Raw genomic sequence first — 23,297 nt, 5'->3', positions numbered from 1 at the left:
GGCGCCCCGATGTCCTTCTCCGACAATTTCATCAAGCGGCCCGTCCTCACCACGGTCTGCAGCATTCTGATCGTGTTGGTGGGGATGATCAGCATCCCGGTGCTCGCCATCGAGAACCTGCCCAACATCGCTCCCCCCCTGATTCAGGTGGTGGCCAACTATGGGGGCGCCAACGCTGAGGTCACTGAAGTTGCAGTGACCAACCCCATCGAGCAGCAGATCGATGGTTCCCCAGGGGTTTCGTACATCGCTTCGAACACGACCCTCACCGGCAACAGCACGATCAACGTCTATTTCGATCAGGGCACTGACATCGACATCGATCAGGTGAACGTCCAGAACCGGGTAACCCTGGCGATGCCCCAGTTGCCGCAGCAGGTGCAGGCCACCGGCGTATCGGTGAAGCAATCCACCCCCTCAATCCTCCTGGCCTCTCAGGTGGGCACCAGCGACGGGCAGTTCGATGCGCCCTATCTCAATGGTCTGATTTACTCCAACCTCTACTACCAGCTCAGCCGGGTTCCCGGTCTGGCCAATGTGTGCCTGCTGGGGGGGAGCAATCCAGCCTTCTGGCTGTTCCTGGATCCCAACAAGCTCACCACCAACGACATCACCGCCGATCAGGTGCTGAGTGCCGTGAGCAATCAGAACTTCGTGGCCGTCGGCGGACTCATCGGTGGACCTCCAGCCGGCGGCAATCAGGCTTTCACCTATCCCCTGAAGGTTCAGAACAACGGCAACCTCACCTCCATCGACCAGCTCAACAAGCTGATCCTGGGCAAATCACCCAACGGCAATCTGCTGCGTCTCGAGGATGTGGGCCGCGCCACCTATGGGTTCAACTCGTACAGCACCGCCGGCGTTGACAAGCACAATCACCCGGCGATTGTGGTGGCGGTGTTCCAGACGCCCGGCAGTAACGCCCTCGATGTTTCAGACGGGGTGGTGAAGGTGATGAACGCGTTCGCTGCCGGCGCTCCCCCGGGCGTCACCGTGGGACTCATCTACAACATCGGTCAGTTCATCCAGTCGGCTGTCGAAGGGGTGATTGATGCCCTTGGACTGGCGATCGTGCTGGTGCTGCTGATTCTGTTCCTGTTCCTGCAGGACTGGCGAGCCACGATCGTACCCAGCCTGGCCATTCCGATCTCGCTGGTGGGCACCATGGCCTTCGTGAACGTGTTCGGATTCTCGATCAATCAGCTCACTTTGCTGGGTCTGGTGCTGGCCACCGGACTGGTGGTGGACGACGCCATCGTGGTGATCGAGGCCGTGTCGGTGAACCTGGCGGCCGGCATGAAGCCGCGCCAGGCGGCCATGGAGTGCATGGGGGAACTCATCGGCGCCCTGATCTCCACCGCACTGGTGCTGATGGCCGTATTCGTGCCGGTGGCGTTCTACCCGGGCAGCATCGGCATCATCTACCGCCAGTTCGCGCTCACGATCGCCTTCGCGGTGGGGATCTCGGCCTTCAACGCCCTCACCTTCTCGCCGATGCTCTCCGGCCTGATCCTGCGCACCAGCAAGCCGCCGCCGCCGCGCGGCTGGCCCTGGATCGTGGCCGGGGTCGTGGTGGGTCTGGCCTTCGGCCGCTTCAACGGTGTGGGCGGCTGGACCTATGTCCTCGGCGTGGTGCTTGGGGTGATCGGCGGCGCCAACCTGCCTTGGATCTTCGATCGCTTCAACGCCTTCTTCGATCGGCTTCAGAACGGATACGCGCGGCTGGTGGCCTTCCTGGTGGACAGCCGCAAGATCGTGATGCTCACCCTGGTGGGCGGCATCGTGGTCACCGGCTTCGCCTTCTCCGCCCTGCCCCAGGCCTTCATTCCCGACGAGGATCAGGGCTATGGCCTCGGCATCTTCCAGCTGCAGAACGGGGCCTCCCTGAGCCAGAGCCAGAAGATGGCCAGCCAGATCGCCAAGGTGCTCGATGAGGAAGAGGAGATCGTCGGCGCCACGGTGATCAGTGGCTATGGCTTCAATGGCGGCAGCCCCGACCAGGGAGCGTTCTTCTACGGCTTCAAGCCTCTGGACGAGCGCCAGTCGGCGGATCAGAAGGCACCGGCGATCATCGAGCGCCTCAACACCAAGCTCAAAACAATCAGCAGCGGCCTGGCCATCGCCGCGCAGCCTCCACCGGTGCCTGGCTTCTCCTCCCAGGGTGGCTTCGCCTTCCAGTTCAACGACCTCAGCAACGGGGGCTTCAGCTTCAGCGAGCTCGATGATCTGGCCAAACAGGTGGTGGCCAAGGGCAACGCCACCGGCTTCTTCGGATCGCTCTACACCCAGTTCATTCCCAGCGCCCCCGCCTTCGAGCTCAAGGTGGACCGCGACGCGCTCGGCACCCTGGATGTGGACTTCAAGCAGGCGATGACCACGATCGGGATCCTGGCGGGCAGCAACTTCGCCAACCTGACCTATCAGGCCGGCCAGGTGCGCAACATCTACGTGCAGGCGGATGCCGATCACCGCAGCACCCTGGAAGATGTGGAGGGCTACTACGTCCGCAACCGCAGCGGTGATCTTGTGCCTGTTTCTCAGTTCACCAGCGTGGAGCTCACCAGCGCCCCGCCGGTGATCAACCATTACAACCTTTACCGCTCGATCGTGATCCAGGGGGCCGAGGCGATCGGCAAGAGCTCGGGGCAGGCTCTCGAAAAGATCCAGGAGGTGTTCAAGGCCCAGAATTTCAACAACATCGCCTATGCCTTCACTGGACTGGCGGCCCTGCAACTCTCGGCCGGAGCGTCAAGCATTCTCGTCTTTGGTTTCGGCATCCTGGTGGTGTACCTGGTGCTCTCGGCCCAGTACGAAAGCTATGTCACCCCGGTGATCATCCTGATGACCGTTCCTCTGGCCATGCTCGGTGCTCTTGTTTTCCTGGCCGCCCGATCGATCGACCTCAACATCTACGCCCAGGTGGGTCTGGTGACCCTGATCGGCCTGGCGGCCAAGAACGCCATCCTGATCGTGGAGGTTGCCGAGCAGAAACTCAAAGCAGGATCCAGCGCCACCGATGCCGCCATCGCTGCGGCCGAATCCCGCCTGCGGCCGATCCTGATGACGGCCATCGCGGCCCTTGCTGGTTTCTTCCCCCTGGTGGTGGCCAGTGGTGCCGGTGCCCACAGCCAGCAGGCACTCGGTTCGGTGATCTTCGGGGGGCTGCTGGTGGCCACGGTGCTGTCCCTTGGGGTGGTGCCGCCGTTCTATGTGTTCATCAAGCAGCTCCGGCACTCCGATCCTGGCCTGGCGCAGCCGCATTCCGATCCGGTTTCATGACACGGAGCCGTCCTCGCCCTGCTGCAGGATCTGCTCAACGAGAACACAGCACAGTCCCCAGCGTGGGCAACAGTTGCTGGGGTGATCACTGGTTCAGGTGATCACCGTGGGCCGCTCCATGCCGGTGCGGCCGCGGATCTCGGCAAGGTGGTCGGCGGCGGTGATCAGATCAGCGAGGGCCTGCTGGGGATCCTGATCGAGGTTGCCTCCGGCTCCCACGTAACTCTCCAGGTAGAGGCGCAGGGTGGCCCCCTGGGTGCCGGTGCCCGAGAGGCGGAACACCACCCGGCTGCCGTCGTCGAGCAGCAGGCGCAGGCCCTGGCCGCTGGTGAGGGAGCCGTCCACCGGGTCGGTGTAGCTGAAGTCGTCGGCGGTGGCGATGCTGCGGCCGGCGAAGCCGGCCCCCGCCAGGGAGGGCAGCAGGCCCTTCAGGCGGCCGTAGAGGCCATCGGCCCTGTCGCTGGCGATTGCTTCGTAGTCGTGGCGGGAGTAGTAGTGGCGGCCGAAGCGGCTCCAGTGGCTGGCCATCACCTCGGCCACCGAGCAGCGCCTGCGGGCCAGGATCTGCAACCAGAACAGCACCGCCCAGAGACCATCCTTCTCGCGGATGTGGTCGCTGCCGGTGCCGAAGCTTTCCTCACCGCAGAGGGTGATGCGGCCGGCATCGAGCAGGTTGCCGAAGAATTTCCAGCCGGTGGGGGTTTCGAAGCAGGGGATGGCCAGCTCCTTGGCCACCACATCCACCGCGGCACTGGTAGGCATCGAGCGGGCAACCCCGGAGAGCCCACCGGCATAGCCGGGAGCCAGGGTGGCGTTGGCGGTGAGCACCGCCAGGCTGTCGCTGGGGTTCACGAAGCAGCGGTGGCCCAGGATCATGTTGCGGTCGCCGTCGCCGTCACAGGCGGCCCCGAAGCGGTAATCGTCGCCATCGAGCAGCAGCTCGGCCAGATCATGGGCATAGGTGAGGTTGGGGTCGGGGTGGCCACCGCCGAAATCCTCCAGGGGCGTGCCGTTGCGCACCGTGCCTGCCGGTGCCCCCAGCATCCCCTCCAGCAGGCGGCTGGCGTAGGGACCGGTGACGGCATGCATGGCATCGAAGGCGATCGGGAAGTCTCCCCTCAACATCTCGCTGATCGCGTCGAAATCGAACAGGCCCTGCAGCAGGGCCACGTAGTCGTCGACCCCATCGATCACCTCGATGCGCAGGCCGCCCAAGGCGTAGGTCCCCGTCCCCTTCAGGGAAGGTGTCTCGGCGTCAAGGATCCGGTAGCCCTCCAGCTGGGTGGTGGCGCTGTAGATGGCATCGGTGATGGATTCGGGGGCCGGCCCGCCATTGGCGCCGTTCACCTTGACGCCGAAATCGCCCTCGGGGCCGCCGGGGTTGTGGCTGGCCGAGAGGATGATGCCGCCGATGGCCTGGTGCTTACGGATCAGGTTTGAGGCGGCGGGGGTGGAGAGAATCCCGCCAGTGGTGGTGATCAGCCGGGCCACGCCATGGGCGGCGGCCATGCGCGCGATCACATCGATGGCCCGAAGATTCCCGTAGCGGCCGTCGCCGCCAAGGATCAGCGTGCCCCCCGCCACTCCGGGCATCACCCGGAACACCGCCTCCACGAAGCTCTCCAGGTAGTGGGGCTGCTCGAACTGACGGCTGCTCTTGCGCAGGCCGGACGTGCCGGGTTTCTGGTCGGTGAAGGGGGCGCTCAGGAGCACCTGACGAACCGATGGCGATGGAGAGGTGTCCATGGCAGCGGCTGGAGCATCAGAGGAAGCGCTGCTGGTCATGGGGCCGACCTGTGGAGAAGCCCAAGCTAGCCCTGCGGTCAGGCTGCATCTGGCACGTCGCTATCCACTGGCTAGCCTGCGCTCACTGCAGGATGTCTGAGCCAATGGCCTTCCCCGCCGCCCAGTCGAGCCGGATCCAGGGGCTGTTGTTGTCGCTGGCGGCCCTGAGCCTTGCCCCAGTCCAGGCCGGAGTGATGGGGGCTGCACCTGCCAAGCCCATGCCTGAGGCCATCAGCGTCAGCCGGAAGGCGGCCACGGCCGTTCTTGAGAAATCGGGCACCTCGAGCTGCCTCACCGGCAAGCTCACCAATGCCCTGCTCGGCCTGTCCTCCAGCTGTGAGGCCCAGGGTGATCGCTCCCCCCTCTGTGAGCTGGCCAATCAGGCGGCGGTGACCACCGGCTGGTCGATGGAGTTCATGGAGCGCACCTCCAAGGAGTTGCTGAAGCTCTCGGACACGCCCGTGGCCACAACCCCCTGAGCTGAGCGCGGCCACCAGGCTTGGGCCACCCCTCAGCGGCCGCCTGATCCGAAACCGAAGCCCGAACCGGATGGTCGACTCCCGCCCGAGGCGCCTGGAGGCCCACCGCCTGTGGAATCAGGCCCACCAGGACCACCTGCCCGGTCCGTTTTGGCAACGGGCTTGCTCACCGGACGGCAGCTGCTGACCACCCGATCTGCGGCGGCATCGATGCCGTCACGCCGGCTCAGGCTGTTGCTCTGTTCGGTCACGGCAATCTGGACCACGCCCCAGAGGGCGTCCTTGCAGAAGCCCGAGAGCAACGGGTGATCCATCAGGGGATCCGCCAGCTTGCGGGCCCGATCACAGGTGGCGGCGCTGTTCTCCCTGCCGCAGTCGAGGGCGGCCAGTTGCACCTGGCGCAGCGTCTCCGTGCTGGGGTAGATGGCGTAGAGGTCGTTGGCCCGGGCCGGGCCTGGGGCCAGGCCGGGAGCCGCGAGCAGAGCGGCGCTCAGCAGCGTGACGGCAAGGCTTGATCGGGCCATCGATGCAGGGCAGCAACTGCCCCCATCATGGCGGCGGCTCAGACCGTGAGCTGAACCGGAGCCAGACCCTGCCGCAGGGGAATCTGGCGCTGCCGCCAGGAGTGTCCGATCCGCTCTCCCAGCCATGGAGCCAGCTGCACCAGGCCGCGGCGCAGCAGGGGCGTTCGACGCAGCAGCTGGGCCTGGCGGGCCTCCTGCTGTTGCAGGGCCTGGGCTCGCCGGATCTCCGGCCAGCGCTGGGCCTGGATCTGATCCAGGCTGCTGTCGATGGCGGCGGCATCGCCCGCCAACAGGGGTGCCAGCAGGTGGTTGGTGGCCACGATCGCGTCGCGCAGGGCCATGTTGATGCCCTGCGCCCGGATCGGGCTCATCGGGTGGGAGGCATCGCCCAGCAGCAACAGGCCGGGGCGGTGCCAGCGGCGGCAGCAGCCCACCTGCACTGAGAGCTTCAGAGGTGAGCTGATCGCTGGGGCCACCTCGAGCAGGTGATCAGCCAGCCAGCCGGGGGCCATCGCCGCAAAGGCTTCGCCCCAGGCCTGGGGGCTGCGCTCAATCCGCTCGCCGGGGCTGAGCACCCAGCCCAGCTGCAGTTCCCCCGGAAGGGCGCCATGGAAGAGGCTGCAGGCGCTGCCGTCCTCCCCCAGCAGCATCGTGAAGACGTTGTCGCGCTCGAAGCGGGGGTGGCTGGGAAGGCGGAACCAGAGCAGATCGATGGGGCTGCTCTGGCGCTCCAGCTCCAGGCCCGAACGCTGCCGCACCAGCGAGGAACGGCCGTCGGTGGCCACCACCAGGGAGGCTGCAAGCCGGCTTCCATCGCTGAGCACCACCCCGGTGATGCGGCCCCCGGCTTCGCTCAGATCCACCGCCGCCAGTCCGGGCCTCCACTGGAAGCCGCTGGCCCGGCTGGCCCGCTCCAGCAGGGCGTCGAGCAGTGCCGGCTGGGAGATCAGCGTGCAGGGGCGATCGCCCTCCAGGGGTTCCTCGACCCGGAACAACTCCCGGCCATGCAGCTGGAACGACCAGGCGCTGAGGGTCCGCTGGGGCAGGCGGGCCAGCAAGGGGCCGCAGCCCATGGCCTCAAGGGCTGCCAGGCCCGAGGGCATCAGCCCCTCGCCGCGGAACTGGCGCTGAAAATCCCGCGCCGCTTCCACAAGGGTCACCGGCACCCCCCGCTCGGCCAGAAGCATCGCCAGGGCCGCGCCTGCCGGGCCTGCCCCCACGATTACGATGGCCTGGGGGGATGGGGCTTGGGTCATGACTTCTGCGCTTTGGCTGCCAGGGGCCGCGGCGTCCCTTGCCCGCAGGTCTGGCGAATTCGTTCCAGCTTGCGCCGCAGCCGGGGCGTGATACCCAGTTCCGCCCCCTGCCACATGCGGTCTTCCTCACGGGTGAAGTGGGCCGCCAGTTGGGGCGACTCCACGATCATCAGCGTTTCGTCGTTGCCGTGGGCGGCGGAAGCGGATCAGACACATCGCAGATACAGCGTGGCAGGCCCTGCTGGCTTCACCCTCCGCCCATACCAGCAGGCGCTGATCGAGCAGGCCTGTGTTGCCCTGAAGGCCCAGCGCTCGCCGCTGATCGTGCTGCCCACCGGCGGCGGGAAAACAGCTCTGATTTCTGATTTGGTGCGCCTCAATCGCTCCACCGGCAGGCGCTCCACCGTGATCTGCCACCGCCGCGAGATTGCGCTCCAGCTGGCCGCAGCGATCGAACGGCACACCGGCGAGGTCCCTGAGATGGTGATGGCAGGCAGCCGGCCGGACTGGTCTGCTCCGGTGCTGGTGGCCATGGTGCCGACCTTGGCCAGGCGGCTGGACCGGCTGCACCCCGGCGGCATGTTGCTGGCCGATGAGGCCCATCACATGGGCTCCAGCAGCTGGCAGAAGGTGCGCGAGGCCCTGGCCCCGGAGCTGCTGGCTGGTTTCACCGCCACGCCGATCCGCCCCGATGGCCGTGGCCTGGGAGGTGCTGGGTTCGATGTCCTGCTCGAAGGGCCCAGCCCCAGGTGGCTGATGGACCACGGCTTCCTCTGCCCGTACGAGCTGTTCGCTGCACCGGCTCAGATCGACGTGCAGGGCATCCGCACCGTGCGGGGGGACTACGACCCCCAGGGCCTGCAGCAGCGCGTGGTGGGCATAGCTGGCGATGTGGTGAGCACATGGCTGAAGCTCAACAAACCCCGGCTTCCCACCATCTGCGTGGGGGTGACGGTGGAGCACGCACAGGAACTGGCCGCAGCTTTCAACTGGGCAGGCATCTCAGCGGTGGCGGTGGACGGCAAGACCCCCACCGCCGAGCGAGATCACGCCTTTTCAGCATTTCGCGCTGGCCAGATCAAGGTGCTCTGCTGCTGCGCCCTGGTGGACGAGGGCCTCGACGTACCTGAGGCCGGGTGCCTGCAGCTGGTCAGGCCCACGAAGTCGCTGCGCCTGCTCCGGCAACTCCAGGGCAGGGTGCTGAGGCCATCGCCGGGCAAGGAGCGGGCGCTGCTAATCGACCACGGCCCAAGTTGGTCCCTGTTGCCTATGCCCTGTGAGGAGATCGCCTGGTCTCTGGATGCAGGCCACCAGGCCCAGCCGAAGGGCACGCCGTCCGTGGTGGCCCAGCAGGAGGGAGGCCGGATCGAGATCGTCGCCCGACAGGATCCGACCGCTGTCCTCCGGCAGATCGACCCGGCGGAGGCCCTGCAGGAACGCGCAATCAAGGCATCGGTCCAGCTGCAGCAAATCCTGTGCATGTATCAGCGTGGCCGGGTCCCCAGGGGCGCAGTGCTGGCTGTGGTGGAGCGAGCGCCTCGGCATCTGTATGAGCTGAAGCGGGTGGCCAGGGTGCTGCGGCTCTCGTGGAAATGGGCCTCCAGGGAGTTCAGGAACCAGCCCGCACCACCGCCTGGGTGGCCGCCGCTGCTCCGTGAGGAACCGGCCGCTGGTGGCTGGGATCAGGCGCTCAAGGTTGAGGTCTGAGGAGCTGCTGGCTGGGGCTGGGCAGGGCGCTGCCGCCATGGCTGGTGGAGCCGACCGCAGACGACACCACCGCTGGAGATAAGCTGAGGGAACGCGCCCCTTTGGAGCGCACCCCCGGCCCTCCGTTCACGGACTAAGGAAGCCACCGGTCATCCCTTTCAACCCAACCCCAACTCTTGTGAGATTCCATGGAAGGATCCATGGCCACGGGTGGGCTGAACGCGACCGTCACGGTTTCCTTCAGGGTCCCACCGGCCTATGCCCAACTCGTTGAACAACTGGCGATCAAGCTGGACATCAGCACCGCCTTATTCGTTCGTCGAGCGGTAGAACATTTCGCTCAAAACGTCGTCGCCGATGAAGTCGGCCCTGATCTCCCTGATCAGCTGGTTTCTCTCGGAAAGACGATCCGCAGCCATCCACGGCCAATCGGTCGTCGGGCGGGGCGTCCTCTCACCACTGCGGCGTGAGGAGAGATGTATCCACATACAGAAGAAGCCCATGGGGCTGGTACTCCCACGGGCTCTATTCCGGCAACCGGCCGGAGAGATGTATCCACGTCCGAAAGCGTAACCCAGTGGTCCGACCAGACCGGCAGCGCTGAGCACAGCTTCACGGCTGGCCTGGCGACTGAAACTGGAGGTGGCGGCAAGAGCATCTCCACCAGCTGGATGCCCAGCAGCAGGGCCAACCCCTGCCCGGTCTGCGACCGCACCAAGGATTCCGACTGCCGGATCAGCGCCGACGGCGACCGAGTGATCTGCCATCACGCCAAGGATCTGAAACCGGGCGAGGTGGTGAACGGCTACGCCTTCACCGGCAACACATCAGACGACCGCGCCGGCCACTTCACCCTCGACAAGCCCCGCGAGGGCACCGCTCGCCTGCCCCGCAGCGTCTGCACCGCACGCCGCAAGCCAGCCCCACGGCCGCCAGCTCCGGCTCCGCTGCCTGATCAGATCACCCTGGCGCGGCTGCCGGAACCATTCCCCGCAGCGCCGCCTGATCACTTCCCCCAGGGCCACCGGATCGCCTACAGCGACACCCAATGGACCCAATGGGAGGACGGCACCCGCACCGGCAGGGACGGCCAGATCAAGTCCAAGGGCGAACGCCCCCGGCACCGTGACGCATCCGGCGAAACCGTCTACAGCGCCTCCGATCCGTGGCCGCTGTTCGGCGCCGAGCTGCTCCACCACGCCCAGGGCCAATGGATCAGCGCCGCCGAGGGCCCGAAGTGTGCCCAGTGGCTCCAGGCCGGCGGGCTGGTCGCCGTCAGCCAGCCCGGCCACGATCACAAGGACGCATCCATCCGGCGCCGCTTCGAGGAGCTGCAGGCCGCCGGTGTCGCCGGCATGGCCTACCTGAGCGACCACGACGACACCGGCCGCAAGAAAGCCGCTCAGCTGGCCCTGGAGGCCGCCGCCGTCGGCTTCCCCTTCCTGCACCTGCCCGCCGCTGCGGTGTGGCCGGGCATCCCCGACAAGGGCAGCATCGATGACGCCCCCGGCGACGCCGACGATCGTGTTGCAGCGGTCGAGGCCGCCGCCCAGCGACTGCTCACTCAGCACCAGCTGGAGGCCCAGGCGCTTGAGGGGACACCAGAGCCGATGGGGCTGGACCCCTCCTACGAGGCGGGCTCGCGGCCGGTGGATCTGCAGGCTGCCGACATACTCCACGACGATGCACAAGGGCACATTGCTTGTGTCGCTGGGACGCTATTCCGCTACGCGGAGACGACTGGCTGCTGGGAAACCTGGAGTGACGCGGATGCCATCAGGCAGGCGCAATCGGTCCTCCGTCAGATGTACCGCATCAAGGTGGACTCAAGCGGCAGACCTTGGCCTGAGTTCAGCTTCGGGGCATACCGCCAGTGCCGCGACGCCATCGCCTCGCTGAAGGTCAAGGTCGGCCCTGGGCCGCTGCGTGGCTTGAAGCCTCCCATGGTGATCGTGTTTTCCAACGGCACCTACGACCTGCGCACCGGGGCGCTGGGGCCGCACAGCCCTGACCACGGCGCCACCTACCGGATCAACGCTCCCCATGTGGCCGGAGCTGAGTGCCCTGCCCCTCTCCGCCGGGTAATAGATACCTGCTACCCCGAGGGAGCGGAGCCGATCATCCGCGCCTACGTCCGCTGGCTGGTGGACCCCACCATCCGGTACGGCGAGGCATTCGGCTTCGTGGGTGAGACCGGGACCGGAAAGGGCCTCCTGATTGAGTTCGGGGGTTCACTGATTCCCCCCGCATCACGGTCATCCCTCGGGCATCCGTCCGACATCAGCGGCCCAGAAAAGCTCCATCAGTACGTGCTGGGCCGCCGGTTGATCCAGTTCCCAGACGCGCCAGTGCACCTGCCTAACAGCGGCCACTGCGGCGCCTTCTACGAGCTGGTCGAGAACAAGCCACAAAGCACCAGGAAGCTCCACGCCGGCGAGGCGGGAGAGGCCCGTCCGATGTACGCCCGCTGTGTGCTGGGCAGCATCGCGCCGCTGCAGATGCGGGAGGGGCGTGATGGCTTCCTCCGCAGGCTGCTGACCCTCAGCACGAGGCTCCGCGAGGGCGACATGGATGCCTCGCTCCGGGGCGACCTGGTAGGGGACACAGGAGACCACCTGCTCATTCGCGGGCAGATCGTCAGCTGGGCGCTGGAGATGCCGCTTCCCGATGTCACCAGCGTGCTGGACGGCAACGATCCAGAAGGTCTCCTCAGGGATGCCGCAGCGGAAGCCGCCATCGCCAGCGACACCGTGAGCCGGTTTGCGGACGCCTGTCTGGTGCCGCACATCCTCGGCCACAACGCCGAGGTGGATGACATAGCCCTGGGCCAGATGTTCGAGGCCTACGTGGGCTGGTGCCGGCACGCTGGTGTCCAACACGGAATGCAGCTCGACAACTTCCAAGGGCAGCTGCGGAGGGCGCTGGGCGCGGGCCGTTGTCTGCCACGACGCAAGGAGCCCAGAGAGGACGCCAAGCGGGCAGGCAGGCTGCCATCGCAGCGACTCAACCTGCCCCGCCTCGATGCGGGGTTCCAGCTCCGCCCAGGGGTGCTGCGGAATCAGCAGGACGGTCCTCAGCCGCGACTGGGCGATCGAACCACTTTCGACCGGCTACGGCTGGGGTCCGGCGGCCTGACTGCCATCAAGGCACTGCCACCAGCCGCACGGAAATGGATTGCTCCGGACCAGAGGTGCGAGACCGGCCCCCCTGAGACCACCTCTCAGGGCAGAAACAGCGCACAGCCGTCGCCGATGCCCCGTGCTGAGGACTCGGACGACAGGGCTGGGACCACCGCCCAGTCTCAGGGGTTGACTCAGGGCAGTCTCCGGGCTGTCTCAGCCCAGTCCCCATCGCTGAAAAGCAAGGCCACCACTGAGGAGTTGCCATCTTTCAGCAGGTGGTCTCATACCTCTCTCTCTAGTAATTCAAATAACAGAGAGAGAGGGGTCATAAACGCTGCACAACACCCCCTCCCCCATACGGCGGGAATTACCTCTCCGATAGGTATGAGACCGGCGCTAGCGCTGCCTTTACCCCCTTTTGAGGAGGGCGCGCTGGTGGAGCCCACCACGCCCAGCTCCCCCCTCGATCCCCATGACGAGCAGCAGCAGGAGCCCCCTGTTGCGCCTGGGCCCGTGTTCCGCTTCAGCCAGTCCGCCATCAATGCCAGGGCCTCTGCACCCCCAGAACCAGCCACCCGAACCACCACCGGGTGGGTAGAGCTGGCGCTGGAGCACCTCAAGCTGGGGCCTCGGGCCGCATACACCCAGCAGGTGGTGGCCTGGCTGTCTCAGCACGGGGCTCCGGCCATTGGAGAGCCGGCCGTCCGAGCGGCGCTGCTCCGACTGCAGCTGGAGGACCAGGCCGATGAGGACACGCTGCCGCTGCCCGCTGGCTGAGCGATCGGCCCCGGCCTGCTGCTGCGCCGGTCCCAGCAGCAGCAACACAACCCCCTCAACCCGGCACACCTGCCGGTAAAACCATGAGCCTGGACATCGACTCGCGCTACATCACCGGCCTCTATGCGCTGGGCCAGTGGTTCAACGTCGTCGCGGATTCCGTGGCGGTGGACGCCTATGAGTTCATCGACTGGGACGAGCGTTTTGGAGATCGCCGCCGCGAATGGGACGATCGCGGCACCTGCTACCAGATGGGGAGTCGCTACCCCGTCTCCGATGGCCCCTCCTGCGGCAATTTCGAGAACAGCGGTCTCTCCTGGGCCAACCCGACGGGCTCCACCGGCATCACCTTCGAGGACGCTGATACCGGTGAACGGGTGTCCCTCTGCCTGCTGGAGGTGAAGGCGTTTCGTGAGCGCCGGCCAAGCTCGCCGTCTGCCTCCTGACCGCCCCCTGCCGGCCCCTGCAGCCCTGGCGTAGTCGAACTCCTGGCTACCTGCCGCTGGGCCCGCTGAGCCGTCCTCCTGGGGCTTCTAGGGGCCTGACGCCGATGGGTTGGATCGATGCCACCCGTAGAGCCCCCTGGCAGCGAAGCCGATCAGATCAGCTGCGGTCTACATCGGCGGAATGGCGGGGTTCTGGCGTGCCTGCTCGGTCAGAAGCCACCGGCCGCCTGAATCCTCAGATTCCGCGCTCGGGTGCCGTTCACTTAAACCCTCTAGTGGGCTGGAGAGTTGAGGGGTGCCACTGACAGCGCTCTCCAGTGGGCTGGAGAGTTGAGGGGTGCCACTGACAGCGCCCGGCCGGTGCCTGCTGCCCCCTGGCTGGGCTCAGGCTGCGGCGGCGGCAGCGGCATCGGTGCCGTGCGCGGGTGCATCTGCTGGCCCAGCTGGCGGCGCCCCAACCGCTCCAACCGGGCTGAGGTCCAGGAACTCCCGCCAGATCCGGTTTCTTGCCTGAAACCCGCCCGTGGTCACAACGGTGGGTGAGATCAGCAGGAACTCGACGGCCTTGTCCTGGCCGTGCACGAGCAGGCCAGCCTGCTTCAACCTCTCGATCGACTGCTCAACCTCACCGACGGCCTGGCCGGTCGCTTCCGCCAGGGCCTCGATCGAGACGGCCGCCCTGCCGATCGGGACCGGGACCAGCTCAGGCTCCCTCGGTGGCAGCGCTGGGTGCCTGGGATCGAGGAGGCCGGCCGGGTCGGCTCCTGGGAACCTGATGTGCTGGACCAGCAGCAGCACCAGCCCGAGGTCGCTGAGATTGATCAGGCCAGCCTGCAGAGCATCGCCAGCTGCAGCGGCACCCGCGGCATGGATGAGGCTGAAGTCAGCCAGCGCTCGGCCGTCGATCCTGTCGGGTATCCACCGCTTCCCCTTTTTCTCGGGGAGGCGGGGCACCAGCGGCTTCGATCGCTTCACTTCGCACCCCCTGAAGGCGTAGTTGCTGGGCCTGGTTCGCCGTCGATGCCTGCCGCCTTGAGCCTGGCCCGATGCACCCGCTGCAGGCTGGCGGCCCTGGCTGCGGCCGGATCGAGCTCCCGCTGCTGCCGGCGACGTTCCCGAGCATCAGCCCTGCCGGCCGGCGTCTTGGCCCAGCAGGACCAGCAGAGCCCGTCACCCTTGCGGTCGGGTCGTTGCCGTTGGCTGGGCCGCAGCGCAGCACCGCAGCCGGAGCAACTGGGCAGGACCTCTCCGGCCCGGAGTCGCTCACGGCGGCGGCGTTGTCGTTCGGCTGGGGTGAGAACCATGGCCCAGTGTCACGTGACCTGCCGCTACAGGCCAGTGGCTGCCGCTGCTGCAGGGCCCTGGGAGCCCCCTGAGAGGCCGATCGGGCCTCGTGCGGCATTGGGCGCCGTGGCCGGCGGAGGCCTGCTGCTGGGCCTGCTGGTGGCCGATGGCGAGCTGCTGGGCCTGCCACCATCTGCTGGTGCTGCTGGGCCTACTGCTGGGCGATGACGGTGCTGGTGGCCAGGGCGCCGCTGCTGGGCCTGCTGCTGTTGGTGGCCATCGCTGGAGACTCCAGCCCGCTGGAGACTGGCGGAGTCTCTACCGCCACCACCCCATGGGCCCTGCCGCTCCCATCGCCCCAGCCCGCCGCTGCCGCCACCCGGTCGTCGGCCAGGAGGACCTGCTCGCCGCCTACCTGGAGCTGCCCATCGGCGCACCGCTGGACGCGCTGGCGCTGGTCTGGGCTGCGATCCGGGACGCGAGGCCTCACGCCGAGGCCGCCACCGTGGTGCTGGAGGTAGCGAAGCGGCACGACGCCTTGGATGCGCTGGGGCCGGGAGTGCGCTGCGGCGGCTGGTTTCCAGCTCTGATCAGAGAGATGCGGCAGTGGCTGGCCCAGGGCGGACTGGAGGCCGTGGCGGGCACCGATGGCCGGCGGGAGGGGCAGGCCTGAACGGTTTCGCCTGGACCAGCTGGCCTGCTGTTTCTGGCCCACCACCTGCTGGTGCTCCTGGGCCTGCTGCCGCTGCAGGGCCCTGGGAGCCTCCCTGTGGAGCCGATCGAGCGCCAGGCGGCATTGCGCACCGCGATCAGCTGAGGCCTGCTGCTGGGCCTGCTGGTGGCCGATGGCGAGCTGCTGGTGGCCTGGCCTCGCTGGCGACGGTGCTGCTGGGCCTGCTGCTGGGCCCGCTGGTGGCAGCCCCCCTCAGAGGCACCTGGTCCAGGACATGCCGCTGATCGTGGTGGTGGTGCAGCGGGCACTGCCCCCCTGGGCGTCGCGGTAGCGGCTGAACTCCAGGTTCCCGATCCGGTTCGTCTCCACCTCGACTCTGCGGCCGCCGGGGCCCTGGATGGTTTCGTACCGGAGGCCGTCAGGCAGCGGCTGGCTCCCGTACGGCTGGGCGCTGGCAGGGACCGGAAGGGAGGCCACCGCGATGGCCAGTGCTGCTGCTGCTGCGGACCGAAGGGCCTGGTCCACGGTGGCGCGGGAGCCCATCAGGCCACCTCCACCAGTGCGGCGGTCTTCAAGATCCGATCCACGGTGCCCTGGCTGAGCCCTGTGGCCTTGCCGATGGCGCGGCGGCTGCGGCCCTGGCCGGCAAGATCCCGCACCAGCTCAGCCTGCTCCTGCGAGTAGCTGCGGCGCCTGCCGCCAATGTCTGCCCCGATCGACCGGCGGTAGGCGATCGACTCCAGGGTTCTCTCCCGGATCAGGCTTCGCTCCACCTCGGCCAAGCCGGTGAGCAGCCCCACCACGAGCGGCGCCATCTTGCCGAGGGCCTGGGTGTTGATCAGGCCGTCGAGGGTGCGCACGTGCACCCCAGCCTGCTGCAGGTCGTTGAGCCGGTTGATCACCTCAACCTGCGAGCGGCCGAGTCGATCGAGCTTTGCAACCACCAGCTCGTCACCGGGCTGCAGTGCTGCAAGGGCGGCCTGGAGCTGTGCCCGCTGACCGTCCGGGGTGCCGCTGCTGATCTGCTCGCAGAAGGTCTGGCTGCAGCCTGCGGCCTCCAGCGCGGCCACCTGGGCGGCCGTGTCCTGTGCCGCCGTGGAAACCCTGGCGTACCCGATGGAGGGCATTGGAGTGCTCCTGAAAGGTGATGTTGCGACGCTAGCAAACGGAGCGGTGTTGTGGAGCATGGGACCCGTTCCAGCAGCTGGGGCCGGTTAGAGGCCGCTCTCCGCTCCGTAGCCGTTGGGATGTGGAGCACTCTGGGTCTGGCGGGTGGTGGCTTCCGTGCTGCCCTGCTGGTGCTGCTGCTGGGCCTGGAGCTGGGCCTGCTGGCCACGGTGGTGGCCCTGCTGGTGCTGGCTGCCCTGCTGCCCTGTTGGAGCTGCTGCTGGGCCTGGCCGTGGTGCTGCTGATGCTGGAGCTGGTGCCGGTGCTGCCCCTGCTGGTGCTGGCCGCCCTGCTGCCCCTGCCGCTGGCCCTGGCCGCCCTGCTGCCCCCTGCTGGTGCTGCTGCCCCTGGCCCGGTGGTGGTGGCCCTGCGGCCCCTGGCTCCCCCGCCACCGGAGCTGCGCTGGATCAGATCAGGCCGCAGCTGGCAGCACGGCGACCGGCGAGGCGATCGAGCACCAGGCGCAACCGGACGCGCCCGGCATCGAGGCCGAAGGTGGTGGCGTGGCCCTCAGCCAGGGACCAGGGCCCCCAGCCGAAGGGTGTGCCAGCCCGATCGATGTGAGCGGCCAGCTGATGGCCCAGCAGGGCAGGCAGTGCCAGGCCGGTGGAGGTGATGGTCATGGGTTGAGATGCAACGGGAACAGGCAGCGACCCCAGCGGATAGGCGGCACAGATCACAAGGCCGTGAGTTGTACCGCCGGCGTCCGATGCCGCCGGGGTTCGCTACCTGCTCGAACCGTAGCGGCGGGTTCCGTGACAGGGAGGAGGACCGGCTCGCCTATGCCCTGGCCATGGTGCTGCCGGGCCCGGAGGTGACGGGCTGGTGCTGCTGGTGCTGGCCGGTGGTGATGGCGCACCTGCCACCGGAGCTGCTGCTGGCTGGGCCTGGCGTGGCCGGTGGGGCTGGCCCCGGCGCTGACCCTGCTGCCCTGCCCTGGCCCGGTGGTGGCGGCCCTGCTGGTGCTGGTGCTGGGTCTGCTGGTGCTGCTGGGCCCTGCTGCCCCTGGCTCCCCTGCCACCGGAGCTGCTGCCGGCCCTGGTGATGCTGGTGGCCCTGCCGCTGCCCCTGGCCATGGTGCTGCTGATGCTGGCTGGCCTGGCCGGTGGCGATGGCGCACCTACCGCCTGTGCTGCTGCTGCTGGGCCTGGAGGTGAGGGGCTGGCCCTGCTGCCCCTGCGGCTGACCCTGCTCCTGCTGCTGCCCTGGCCCGGTGGTGCTGGCTGCCCCTGCTGCCCTGACCATGTGAGGCCGGGGCACCCCCCTCCATGGGCTGAACAGGAGGCCACCCCCTTGCCGTCGCTCCAGTTCCAGCTGGGGGCAAAGTCCAAACGCGCTGGAAAGCGTTGAAAAGAGGGACCCCCCCCTTCGCTTATGGCAGAAAAACGAAAGGGCATCACGAGGGACCCCCCTCCCCCGTGTTGTAGGGGAAAACGACCGGGCCTACGGGGGGCTTCTCGTCTCCATACGCATAGGGTCCCCATAACAAAGTGCGACCCAAAAAAGGGTGCGGCGGAGGTGCAGTGGGTGTCCCTGGTCCCCATAACAAAATGCGACCCATTTTCTGGCTGTGCTTCACCCCTGGAGCGAGAGTCCAACGACATTCCCAACACCACCAGTAGAGGATCTTCTCCGTCATCCCCAGCCACCAGCAAAGAGTCCTCAGCGATACACAGCGGTCCCTGCAACATGCAGCGGATGCCGCAACAAATTGCGCCACGATTTCCTGAGGTTTGCTGATGTGACCGGGGCAGTGGCGATGCCTCGTGGAAGGCTGGGCCAGTGCTTCGCTTCCCCGGCAAGGCTTCTGCCGCTTGTAGTGCAGTCGCAGTGCCAGGCGCTAGGGCCGACGCTACGGGCAGTTCCAGCCCTCAGGCCGCGACCGGTTCCCGCTGATCGTGCAGCGCCGCTGGAGCTGATGCCCTGCTGGACGGCCGAGCGGACGCCCTGCCTGGCGGTGGCAGCGGTACGGGTGCACTCCCTGCCTGGGGCAGCTGCTGCCAGCGATGTGCGCTCCAGAGCGCCAGGGCCTTCTCCGCATCGAGCTGGTCCCCCTGGTGGAAGGCGCCCACGATCTCGGCCTTGACCGCGTGGAGCAGGAACAGGGCTCTGACCACCACCGGGCCGCCACGCCGACCAGGGCGCTCCCTTGAGGCCAGCAGTGGCCTGGCGAAGGCAGGGTGGGGTTTCCGGGTGCGGGGCATCGGGGGCGAGGTGGTGGTGGCTGGCGCTGGAGCTGGGTCTCAGTCTTCTGGGCCCTGGTGGGGCTGCTCAGTCGTCACCACTGCCGGGCGAGGCGCCCTCCCCGCGCTGCTGCTGGATCGGGACTTCCTGCAGCACCACCGCCCAGATCCGCTGCCACTTCCATCGGGTTTCGGTGGAGATGGTCTGGAATCCAGCCCGCTCGATGGCCTTGTCCAGGCGGTGGTCTTCAGCCCAGCCGGTCGGCATCCATGTCAGCAGCTGGCCGGTGGGCTTCAGGCAGCGCCATGCCTCGGTCAGATAATCGCGCCAGTTTCGTCCCATCAGGCTGAGGTTGAATACCGCCAGATCGAGCGATGCGTCTTCGAGTGGCACGCCGTTGCCCATGTCGCAGGCCACCACCGCCTGGCTGATCGCCAGATGATCGAAGCTGTGAACCACGTGGCGGCCACGGAGCGCCTCAGCCAGGCCGGCGGTGCCGCAACCGAAGGCGCCGATCACCAGCCCGATGCTGCGCGAACAGTGCCGGGTGGTTTCTTCAAGCGCGTGCACCTGCCACGCGAGCCGGGTTGCGGCCAGGTCGGTGTGATACAGCTCCCACTCTTGCGGGTTGGCCTGCAGCCGCTGGTGGGTCCTGCTGCTCACGGCAGCGTTCCAGCGGCTGTGGCAGGCGGCCAGGTCGCCGAAGCTGCGGCGTGCCGACAGCTCATCCTCATGCTCGGTGAACACCAGGGGCACCCGGATTGGGCGCTGCCTGCGCAGCTGGGCCTGACCTTTCTCAAGACGATCGATCCACTCGCTGATGTAGCCCTGGGCCTTCTGTGGCGATAAGGCCGCGTCAGTGGTCGGCAACGTGCCATCGACGGCGGCCAGGGCCAGGGCTCGCTTGCTGGCGATAGTCCCCCAGCGCCAGCTGCAGAACGAAAAAACTTGCGGGCCGCTGCTGCTGACGTATTCGATCGTGGTGACTGGCGCCACCACATCGACGGGGTGTCCCTGCCCATGGCGGGCCAGGCGGGCGACGATCTGAGCCAGCGCCCCATCGGTCCAGGGCAGGGTGGCGAACACCATGCGATGGCAACGACCCTGCAGGCCATCGATGCCGGTGCCGAGGCAATCGGCTGAACCGATCAATACATCGGTGGCGCCATCGATGAACTCATCCAGTGAGCTGCTGTAGCCATCAGTGGTGGCCAGCTTGTTCTCGCCGGTGAACACCCCAACGCGGAGGCCACGGCTCACCAGGGCCTGCCTCAGGGGCTCCACGATGCCTTCAACGAACTGGGTGACAACCAGTGTCGGGCCGTCAACCGCCTTGACGATGATGGGCAGCTTGGCCTGTACCAGCACCTGCTCATAGGAGGAGATGGTCGCCCGGCGGCGGCGCAAGGCGCGGATGTCATCCAGGTAGGCGGAAGCCTCTACGGGCACGCGGCTGATCTTGATGGGCCAAAGGTCAGCACTGCGCTGCCGCACGCCCAGGCGCATCATCTCCCGGAACATCCGCATAGCGGCGTGGCGGGTGGTTTCAACGGGCAGATCAGCGCGGTCTTCGCTGAAGACCATTTCGATCAGTTTCTGCCCTTCTCTCAGTTCGTTGAGGATTGGCGTGCCGCTCATTCCGAGCACCATCAGATCCGGGCAGCGCTCCCCTGCTGCGGCAATCAACCGTGTTATCTGCCGACGGCGCCTGCTCTGGGTGTCGCTGCTGCGCTGCTTGGCGAACTGCACCTCGTCAACAATCACCGCGTCGATGTTGAAGTGCTCAAGCAGCTCTGCCATCGCCCCATCGCTCATGTAGCTGAACGCCTCGAAGTTGGTGACTAGGTACTGGGGGCCACTGGTCTGCCACTGCGGTACGCGGTTGCCTGGCTTGGCCTGCACCTCGATGCCAGCCCACGAACCCCGCAGCGCCCGCGTCCACTGCTCAACAGCATTGTTCGGCGTTACCACCAGGACTCGCTGGGCGTTGTCGATTCGTGTCGCAAGCATTGCCGCGAGGGTCTTACCTGTCCCCATGCCGCTGAGCACCAGCAACCGGCGTCGATTGATGGCCTCCACTACCACCCGCAACTGCATCAGGCGGGGATACATCTCGCTCCGGTAGTTGTTAGGCATCTGCACCTGGCGGGCAGCCCTGTAGGTCGTGAGGAACTCGCTTCGGATGCGCTCCACCCAGGGGCCGCCGACGCTGGCCTCAACCTGCGCCACCGCAGCATCCTCATCGCGGTAGGCGTGGTTCCAGATTTTGTCCATGGCGCTGGCAATCAGCGCCTGCACCGCCTCCTCGTCATCACTGCACCAGACCGGGTGATCGAGCAGGGACAGCGCATCGGCGGCATCCACCTCGTCCCCCATCACCAGGGGCTCCGCTTCACGCTGGTCGCTGGGGGCAGAGCTCCGCCGGTCGTCAACGATTGCGGCCTCCTCCAGCGCCACCTGGCGGGCCCGCTTGGCCCTGTGCGCCCCCTGGACCGCCTCCTCCAGTGAGGCCTCACCATCGCGGCCTGCGACCTCCTCGTAGCTGTCCAGCAGGTCGGCTGGGGTCATCCCCCCGTCGAGCAGTTCGCTGATCAAGTCTCCGGCTTCTTCTGGTGGGTGCTCGGTCAGCTTGTGCTGCTGGAACAGCACATAGAGATCGCGGGGATCCAGCGAGAGGGCGTGATCCCCCAGGCTGCGGAGCAGGGTGATCAACTGCTCAACATTCATGGCGCGGCGTCGTTTACGGGCGGCACTGACCGCTTGGGTCCCCCGCATGGTTACGCCATTGTTTCTGAGGATTTTGCCGATTGCGCCGTTGCTGGTTCCGTAGGCCTCGGCAAGCTGGACAGTGTTCTCACCACTCTTGTATCGGTGGCAGATTTCAGCGTGACGCTCTACTGGAACTCCCCCCTGAGCTTCTCTCTGGGCTCGCAGCTGTATGGCATTGGCCTTGAGGATTCTGCTGATCGTTGCGGCGCTAAACCCGAGGTCTTTTGCTATCTGAGGGGTGCTCCCTCCTGCTTCATAGCGCCGGCAGACTTCAGCGTGAAGCTCTACCGGCAGCCCACCCCTGGCTTCGCTCAGGGATCGAACCCTCACACCATTGTTTCTGAGGATTCTGCGGATTGTGGCGGCGTCGACTCCATACGCCTCGGCGATCTGCTTGGGGATCTCTCCTTCCTGATAGCGCCGGCAGATTTCAGCGTGACGCTCTACCGGAACTCCCCCTAGAGCTTCTCTCAGGGATCGCATCTTCACGCCATTGGTCCTGAGGACTCTGCCGATCGTGGTGTTGCCGACCCCATACACCTTGGCGATCTGGTGGGCGCTCTCACCCGCTTCATAGCGGCGGCAGATTTCTGGGTGCTCCGATGGATCAATCACAGGTGCGGGCATTGGCTTGGTGCTGGTGGCTTGGTGCTGGTGGCTTGGTGTTTGTTGGGCAGGGACGCCTCAGGCCACGGGCGTGGTGGTGCGCCGCCGTGGCGATAGGATGATCCCTAGGCCCTCACAACGTACCACCCTCATGCCACCTAAAGAGGTCCGCTCGAACCGGTTGCTGATAAAGCTCACCCCCGCCGAGCGCGAGGCAATCGACCAGGCCGCCACTGCCAGGGGCTGGCCCGTCAGCCTGTGGGTGCGCGAAGCCATCAGGGAGTCGCTGGCCCGGATCCAATCAGGCGGGTGAGCGCAGGCCCCGGCCTCAGGGGCCGCCGCCTTCACGGCCCTGCCCATCGGGAACGGAACGGCTCAGCCACCGCCCTGGTCAGCTCCAGGCATCCACAGCAGGCCCCACGGGCCACCGAACGGCGGCTCACTGCTCGCGGCCGTGGGCCCTCCGCGCTGCACCAGCAGCCGGCGCCCATGCTCCTCGATCGTCTCCAGCCGTGGCCTGGCTGGCGCTGGCTCGTCCTTGCCGCGCAGCAACACCAGGGCTGTCCCATCTGCGCCTGGTGCAGAGACAGCTACGGCTGGTTCGATCATTCCCTGCTCCCTCGCCAGCAGGCGTGCAGGGCCAGCGAGGTTGGCGAAACCGGCGTGGGCACCCCCCACGATCAGCGACACCAGCCGATCGCCCCCGCCAGGCGGTCGAGGGTGCAGGTGGAACCGCACCTCCGGCTGACGGGTCAGCAGCCAGCGGTTGAAGGCCAGGCGCTCCGTTGCGGTGGCCGTGGGCAAGGATCGCCAAAACGCCTGCACCCTGCCTCTCAACTCGGCTGCGGCCTCTGCCCCGGTGGGTGTGGCCCTTGCTGCCGCCAGTCGCTTCGAGGCCTCGGCCAGGCTCCCCTCCACCAGGCCCAGCTGGTCCCGCAGGCGAGCCAGAGCACGCTCCACCGTGGCCTGGCGCTCCTCGCTGGCCTCCTCCAGCCAGAGGCCCTCAGCCCTGCGCAGTGCCGCAGACAGCTGGGTCTGCAGGCGGTGCTGCTCAGCGCTCAGCTGGGCAACCTCCCCCTCGATCTGGTGGCGGGCGCGGTTGTCCTCAGGCCTGGCCAGCAGCGACTCCCACTGGGTGGCCTGCAGCCGGGTCAGAACGTGCGCTTCGGCCTCGGCGTAGTTGATGTAGCCGGTGTTGGTGCAGGCGCTGCCCTGCCGGCGGTTGGCCTCCCTGCAGCC

Annotated in this window: 23 protein-coding genes; 11 read left to right on the top strand and 12 right to left on the bottom strand. The window is 67.2% G+C overall.

From position 1 onward, the window contains the following. Nucleotides 1-9: 9 nt before the first annotated feature. Complete coding sequence (locus KBY78_RS00590) at nucleotides 10-3,279, top strand: efflux RND transporter permease subunit (protein WP_255141886.1); 3,270 nt, start codon at nucleotides 10-12, stop codon at nucleotides 3,277-3,279. A 93-nt stretch (nucleotides 3,280-3,372) separates the two neighbouring features. Here KBY78_RS00590 and KBY78_RS00585 read toward each other — a convergent pair whose 3' ends face one another. Beyond that, nucleotides 3,373-5,025: an alpha-D-glucose phosphate-specific phosphoglucomutase gene (locus KBY78_RS00585; protein ID WP_255141903.1), complete on the bottom strand. Its 1,653-nt coding sequence runs from the start codon at nucleotides 5,023-5,025 to the stop codon at nucleotides 3,373-3,375. 131 nt (nucleotides 5,026-5,156) lie between these two features. On the opposite strand from KBY78_RS00585, the gene KBY78_RS00580 reads away from it, so the two are divergent. Further along, nucleotides 5,157-5,543, top strand: coding sequence for a hypothetical protein (locus KBY78_RS00580; protein WP_255141885.1), 387 nt, complete (start codon nucleotides 5,157-5,159; stop codon nucleotides 5,541-5,543). A 32-nt stretch (nucleotides 5,544-5,575) separates the two neighbouring features. On the opposite strand, the gene KBY78_RS00575 is transcribed toward KBY78_RS00580, so the two are convergent. From KBY78_RS00575 to KBY78_RS00565, 3 genes are read right to left on the bottom strand one after another with little or no spacing between them, the layout of a single operon-like run. Next, nucleotides 5,576-6,067 (bottom strand): hypothetical protein, encoded by a 492-nt coding sequence (locus KBY78_RS00575; RefSeq protein WP_255141884.1) that lies wholly within the window; start codon nucleotides 6,065-6,067, stop codon nucleotides 5,576-5,578. Nucleotides 6,068-6,105: 38 nt separating this feature from the next. Beyond that, nucleotides 6,106-7,323: an FAD-dependent oxidoreductase gene (locus KBY78_RS00570; protein WP_255141883.1), complete on the bottom strand. Its 1,218-nt coding sequence runs from the start codon at nucleotides 7,321-7,323 to the stop codon at nucleotides 6,106-6,108. Next, the gene (locus KBY78_RS00565) at nucleotides 7,320-7,493 is read right to left on the bottom strand and encodes a hypothetical protein (protein WP_399215035.1); all 174 of its coding nucleotides are present in this window, start codon (nucleotides 7,491-7,493) and stop codon (nucleotides 7,320-7,322) included. Before KBY78_RS00565 ends, KBY78_RS00570 begins: the two co-directional genes overlap by 4 nt. A gap of 58 nt (nucleotides 7,494-7,551) precedes the next feature. On the opposite strand from KBY78_RS00565, the gene KBY78_RS00560 reads away from it, so the two are divergent. The 4 genes from KBY78_RS00560 (at nucleotide 7,552) to KBY78_RS00545 (ending at nucleotide 13,375) form a co-directional block, all read left to right on the top strand. Then, the gene (locus KBY78_RS00560) at nucleotides 7,552-9,030 is read left to right on the top strand and encodes a DEAD/DEAH box helicase (RefSeq protein ID WP_255141882.1); all 1,479 of its coding nucleotides are present in this window, start codon (nucleotides 7,552-7,554) and stop codon (nucleotides 9,028-9,030) included. A 188-nt stretch (nucleotides 9,031-9,218) separates the two neighbouring features. After that, a complete protein-coding gene (locus KBY78_RS00555; protein ID WP_255141881.1) occupies nucleotides 9,219-9,500 on the top strand; it encodes a hypothetical protein in 282 nt (93 codons plus the stop codon). 201 nt (nucleotides 9,501-9,701) lie between these two features. Further along, on the top strand, nucleotides 9,702-12,929 hold the full coding sequence (locus KBY78_RS00550) for a hypothetical protein (RefSeq protein ID WP_255141880.1): 3,228 nt from the start codon (nucleotides 9,702-9,704) through the stop codon (nucleotides 12,927-12,929). Nucleotides 12,930-13,012: 83 nt separating this feature from the next. After that, nucleotides 13,013-13,375 carry a hypothetical protein gene (locus tag KBY78_RS00545; RefSeq protein WP_255141879.1) on the top strand — a complete coding sequence of 121 codons (363 nt, stop codon included), beginning with the start codon at nucleotides 13,013-13,015 and terminating at the stop codon, nucleotides 13,373-13,375. A gap of 384 nt (nucleotides 13,376-13,759) precedes the next feature. Here KBY78_RS00545 and KBY78_RS00540 read toward each other — a convergent pair whose 3' ends face one another. Next, nucleotides 13,760-14,329: a DUF4423 domain-containing protein gene (locus KBY78_RS00540; RefSeq protein WP_255141878.1), complete on the bottom strand. Its 570-nt coding sequence runs from the start codon at nucleotides 14,327-14,329 to the stop codon at nucleotides 13,760-13,762. Between the two features lie 17 nt (nucleotides 14,330-14,346). After that, nucleotides 14,347-14,679 (bottom strand): hypothetical protein, encoded by a 333-nt coding sequence (locus KBY78_RS00535; protein ID WP_255141877.1) that lies wholly within the window; start codon nucleotides 14,677-14,679, stop codon nucleotides 14,347-14,349. Between the two features lie 146 nt (nucleotides 14,680-14,825). On the opposite strand from KBY78_RS00535, the gene KBY78_RS00530 reads away from it, so the two are divergent. After that, a complete protein-coding gene (locus KBY78_RS00530; protein WP_255141876.1) occupies nucleotides 14,826-15,332 on the top strand; it encodes a hypothetical protein in 507 nt (168 codons plus the stop codon). A 252-nt stretch (nucleotides 15,333-15,584) separates the two neighbouring features. On the opposite strand, the gene KBY78_RS00525 is transcribed toward KBY78_RS00530, so the two are convergent. Both KBY78_RS00525 and KBY78_RS00520 read right to left on the bottom strand, forming a co-directional pair. Further along, nucleotides 15,585-15,875, bottom strand: a complete 291-nt coding sequence (locus tag KBY78_RS00525) for a hypothetical protein (RefSeq protein ID WP_255141875.1) — start codon at nucleotides 15,873-15,875, stop codon at nucleotides 15,585-15,587. Then, complete coding sequence (locus KBY78_RS00520; RefSeq protein WP_255141874.1) at nucleotides 15,875-16,459, bottom strand: recombinase family protein; 585 nt, start codon at nucleotides 16,457-16,459, stop codon at nucleotides 15,875-15,877. Before KBY78_RS00520 ends, KBY78_RS00525 begins: the two co-directional genes overlap by 1 nt. Nucleotides 16,460-16,579: 120 nt before the next feature. On the opposite strand from KBY78_RS00520, the gene KBY78_RS00515 reads away from it, so the two are divergent. Further along, nucleotides 16,580-16,744 (top strand): hypothetical protein, encoded by a 165-nt coding sequence (locus tag KBY78_RS00515; RefSeq protein ID WP_255141872.1) that lies wholly within the window; start codon nucleotides 16,580-16,582, stop codon nucleotides 16,742-16,744. Between the two features lie 162 nt (nucleotides 16,745-16,906). On the opposite strand, the gene KBY78_RS00510 is transcribed toward KBY78_RS00515, so the two are convergent. Further along, nucleotides 16,907-17,122, bottom strand: coding sequence for a hypothetical protein (locus KBY78_RS00510; RefSeq protein WP_255141871.1), 216 nt, complete (start codon nucleotides 17,120-17,122; stop codon nucleotides 16,907-16,909). Nucleotides 17,123-17,208: 86 nt separating this feature from the next. Here KBY78_RS00510 and KBY78_RS00505 point away from each other — a divergent pair, with 86 nt between their 5' ends. Beyond that, entirely contained in the window at nucleotides 17,209-17,544 is a 336-nt protein-coding gene (locus KBY78_RS00505) for a hypothetical protein (protein WP_255141870.1), read from the top strand. Further along, on the top strand, nucleotides 17,544-17,849 hold the full coding sequence (locus KBY78_RS00500; RefSeq protein WP_255141869.1) for a hypothetical protein: 306 nt from the start codon (nucleotides 17,544-17,546) through the stop codon (nucleotides 17,847-17,849). Before KBY78_RS00505 ends, KBY78_RS00500 begins: the two co-directional genes overlap by 1 nt. 521 nt (nucleotides 17,850-18,370) lie before the next feature. Here KBY78_RS00500 and KBY78_RS00495 read toward each other — a convergent pair. Together KBY78_RS00495 and KBY78_RS00490 are read right to left on the bottom strand one after the other, a co-directional pair. After that, the gene (locus tag KBY78_RS00495) at nucleotides 18,371-18,703 is read right to left on the bottom strand and encodes a hypothetical protein (RefSeq protein WP_255141868.1); all 333 of its coding nucleotides are present in this window, start codon (nucleotides 18,701-18,703) and stop codon (nucleotides 18,371-18,373) included. Nucleotides 18,704-18,770: 67 nt separating this feature from the next. Next, the gene (locus KBY78_RS00490; protein WP_255141867.1) at nucleotides 18,771-21,395 is read right to left on the bottom strand and encodes a DEAD/DEAH box helicase; all 2,625 of its coding nucleotides are present in this window, start codon (nucleotides 21,393-21,395) and stop codon (nucleotides 18,771-18,773) included. Here KBY78_RS00490 and KBY78_RS00485 point away from each other — a divergent pair. Next, entirely contained in the window at nucleotides 21,363-21,914 is a 552-nt protein-coding gene (locus tag KBY78_RS00485) for a hypothetical protein (RefSeq protein WP_255141866.1), read from the top strand. The two genes, KBY78_RS00490 and KBY78_RS00485, sit on opposite strands and share 33 nt — an antisense overlap. Before the next feature lie 519 nt (nucleotides 21,915-22,433). On the opposite strand, the gene KBY78_RS00480 is transcribed toward KBY78_RS00485, so the two are convergent. Continuing rightward, nucleotides 22,434-23,297 (bottom strand): hypothetical protein (locus KBY78_RS00480; RefSeq protein ID WP_255141865.1); only part of this gene is annotated, 864 nt, incomplete at its 5' end.

Source organism: Synechococcus sp. EJ6-Ellesmere (genome assembly GCF_024345875.1).
GTDB lineage: Bacteria > Cyanobacteriota > Cyanobacteriia > PCC-6307 > Cyanobiaceae > Regnicoccus_A > Regnicoccus_A antarcticus.
The sequence above is the reverse complement of the archived record's forward strand: the minus strand, read 5'-3'. Positions and strand labels throughout refer to the sequence as shown.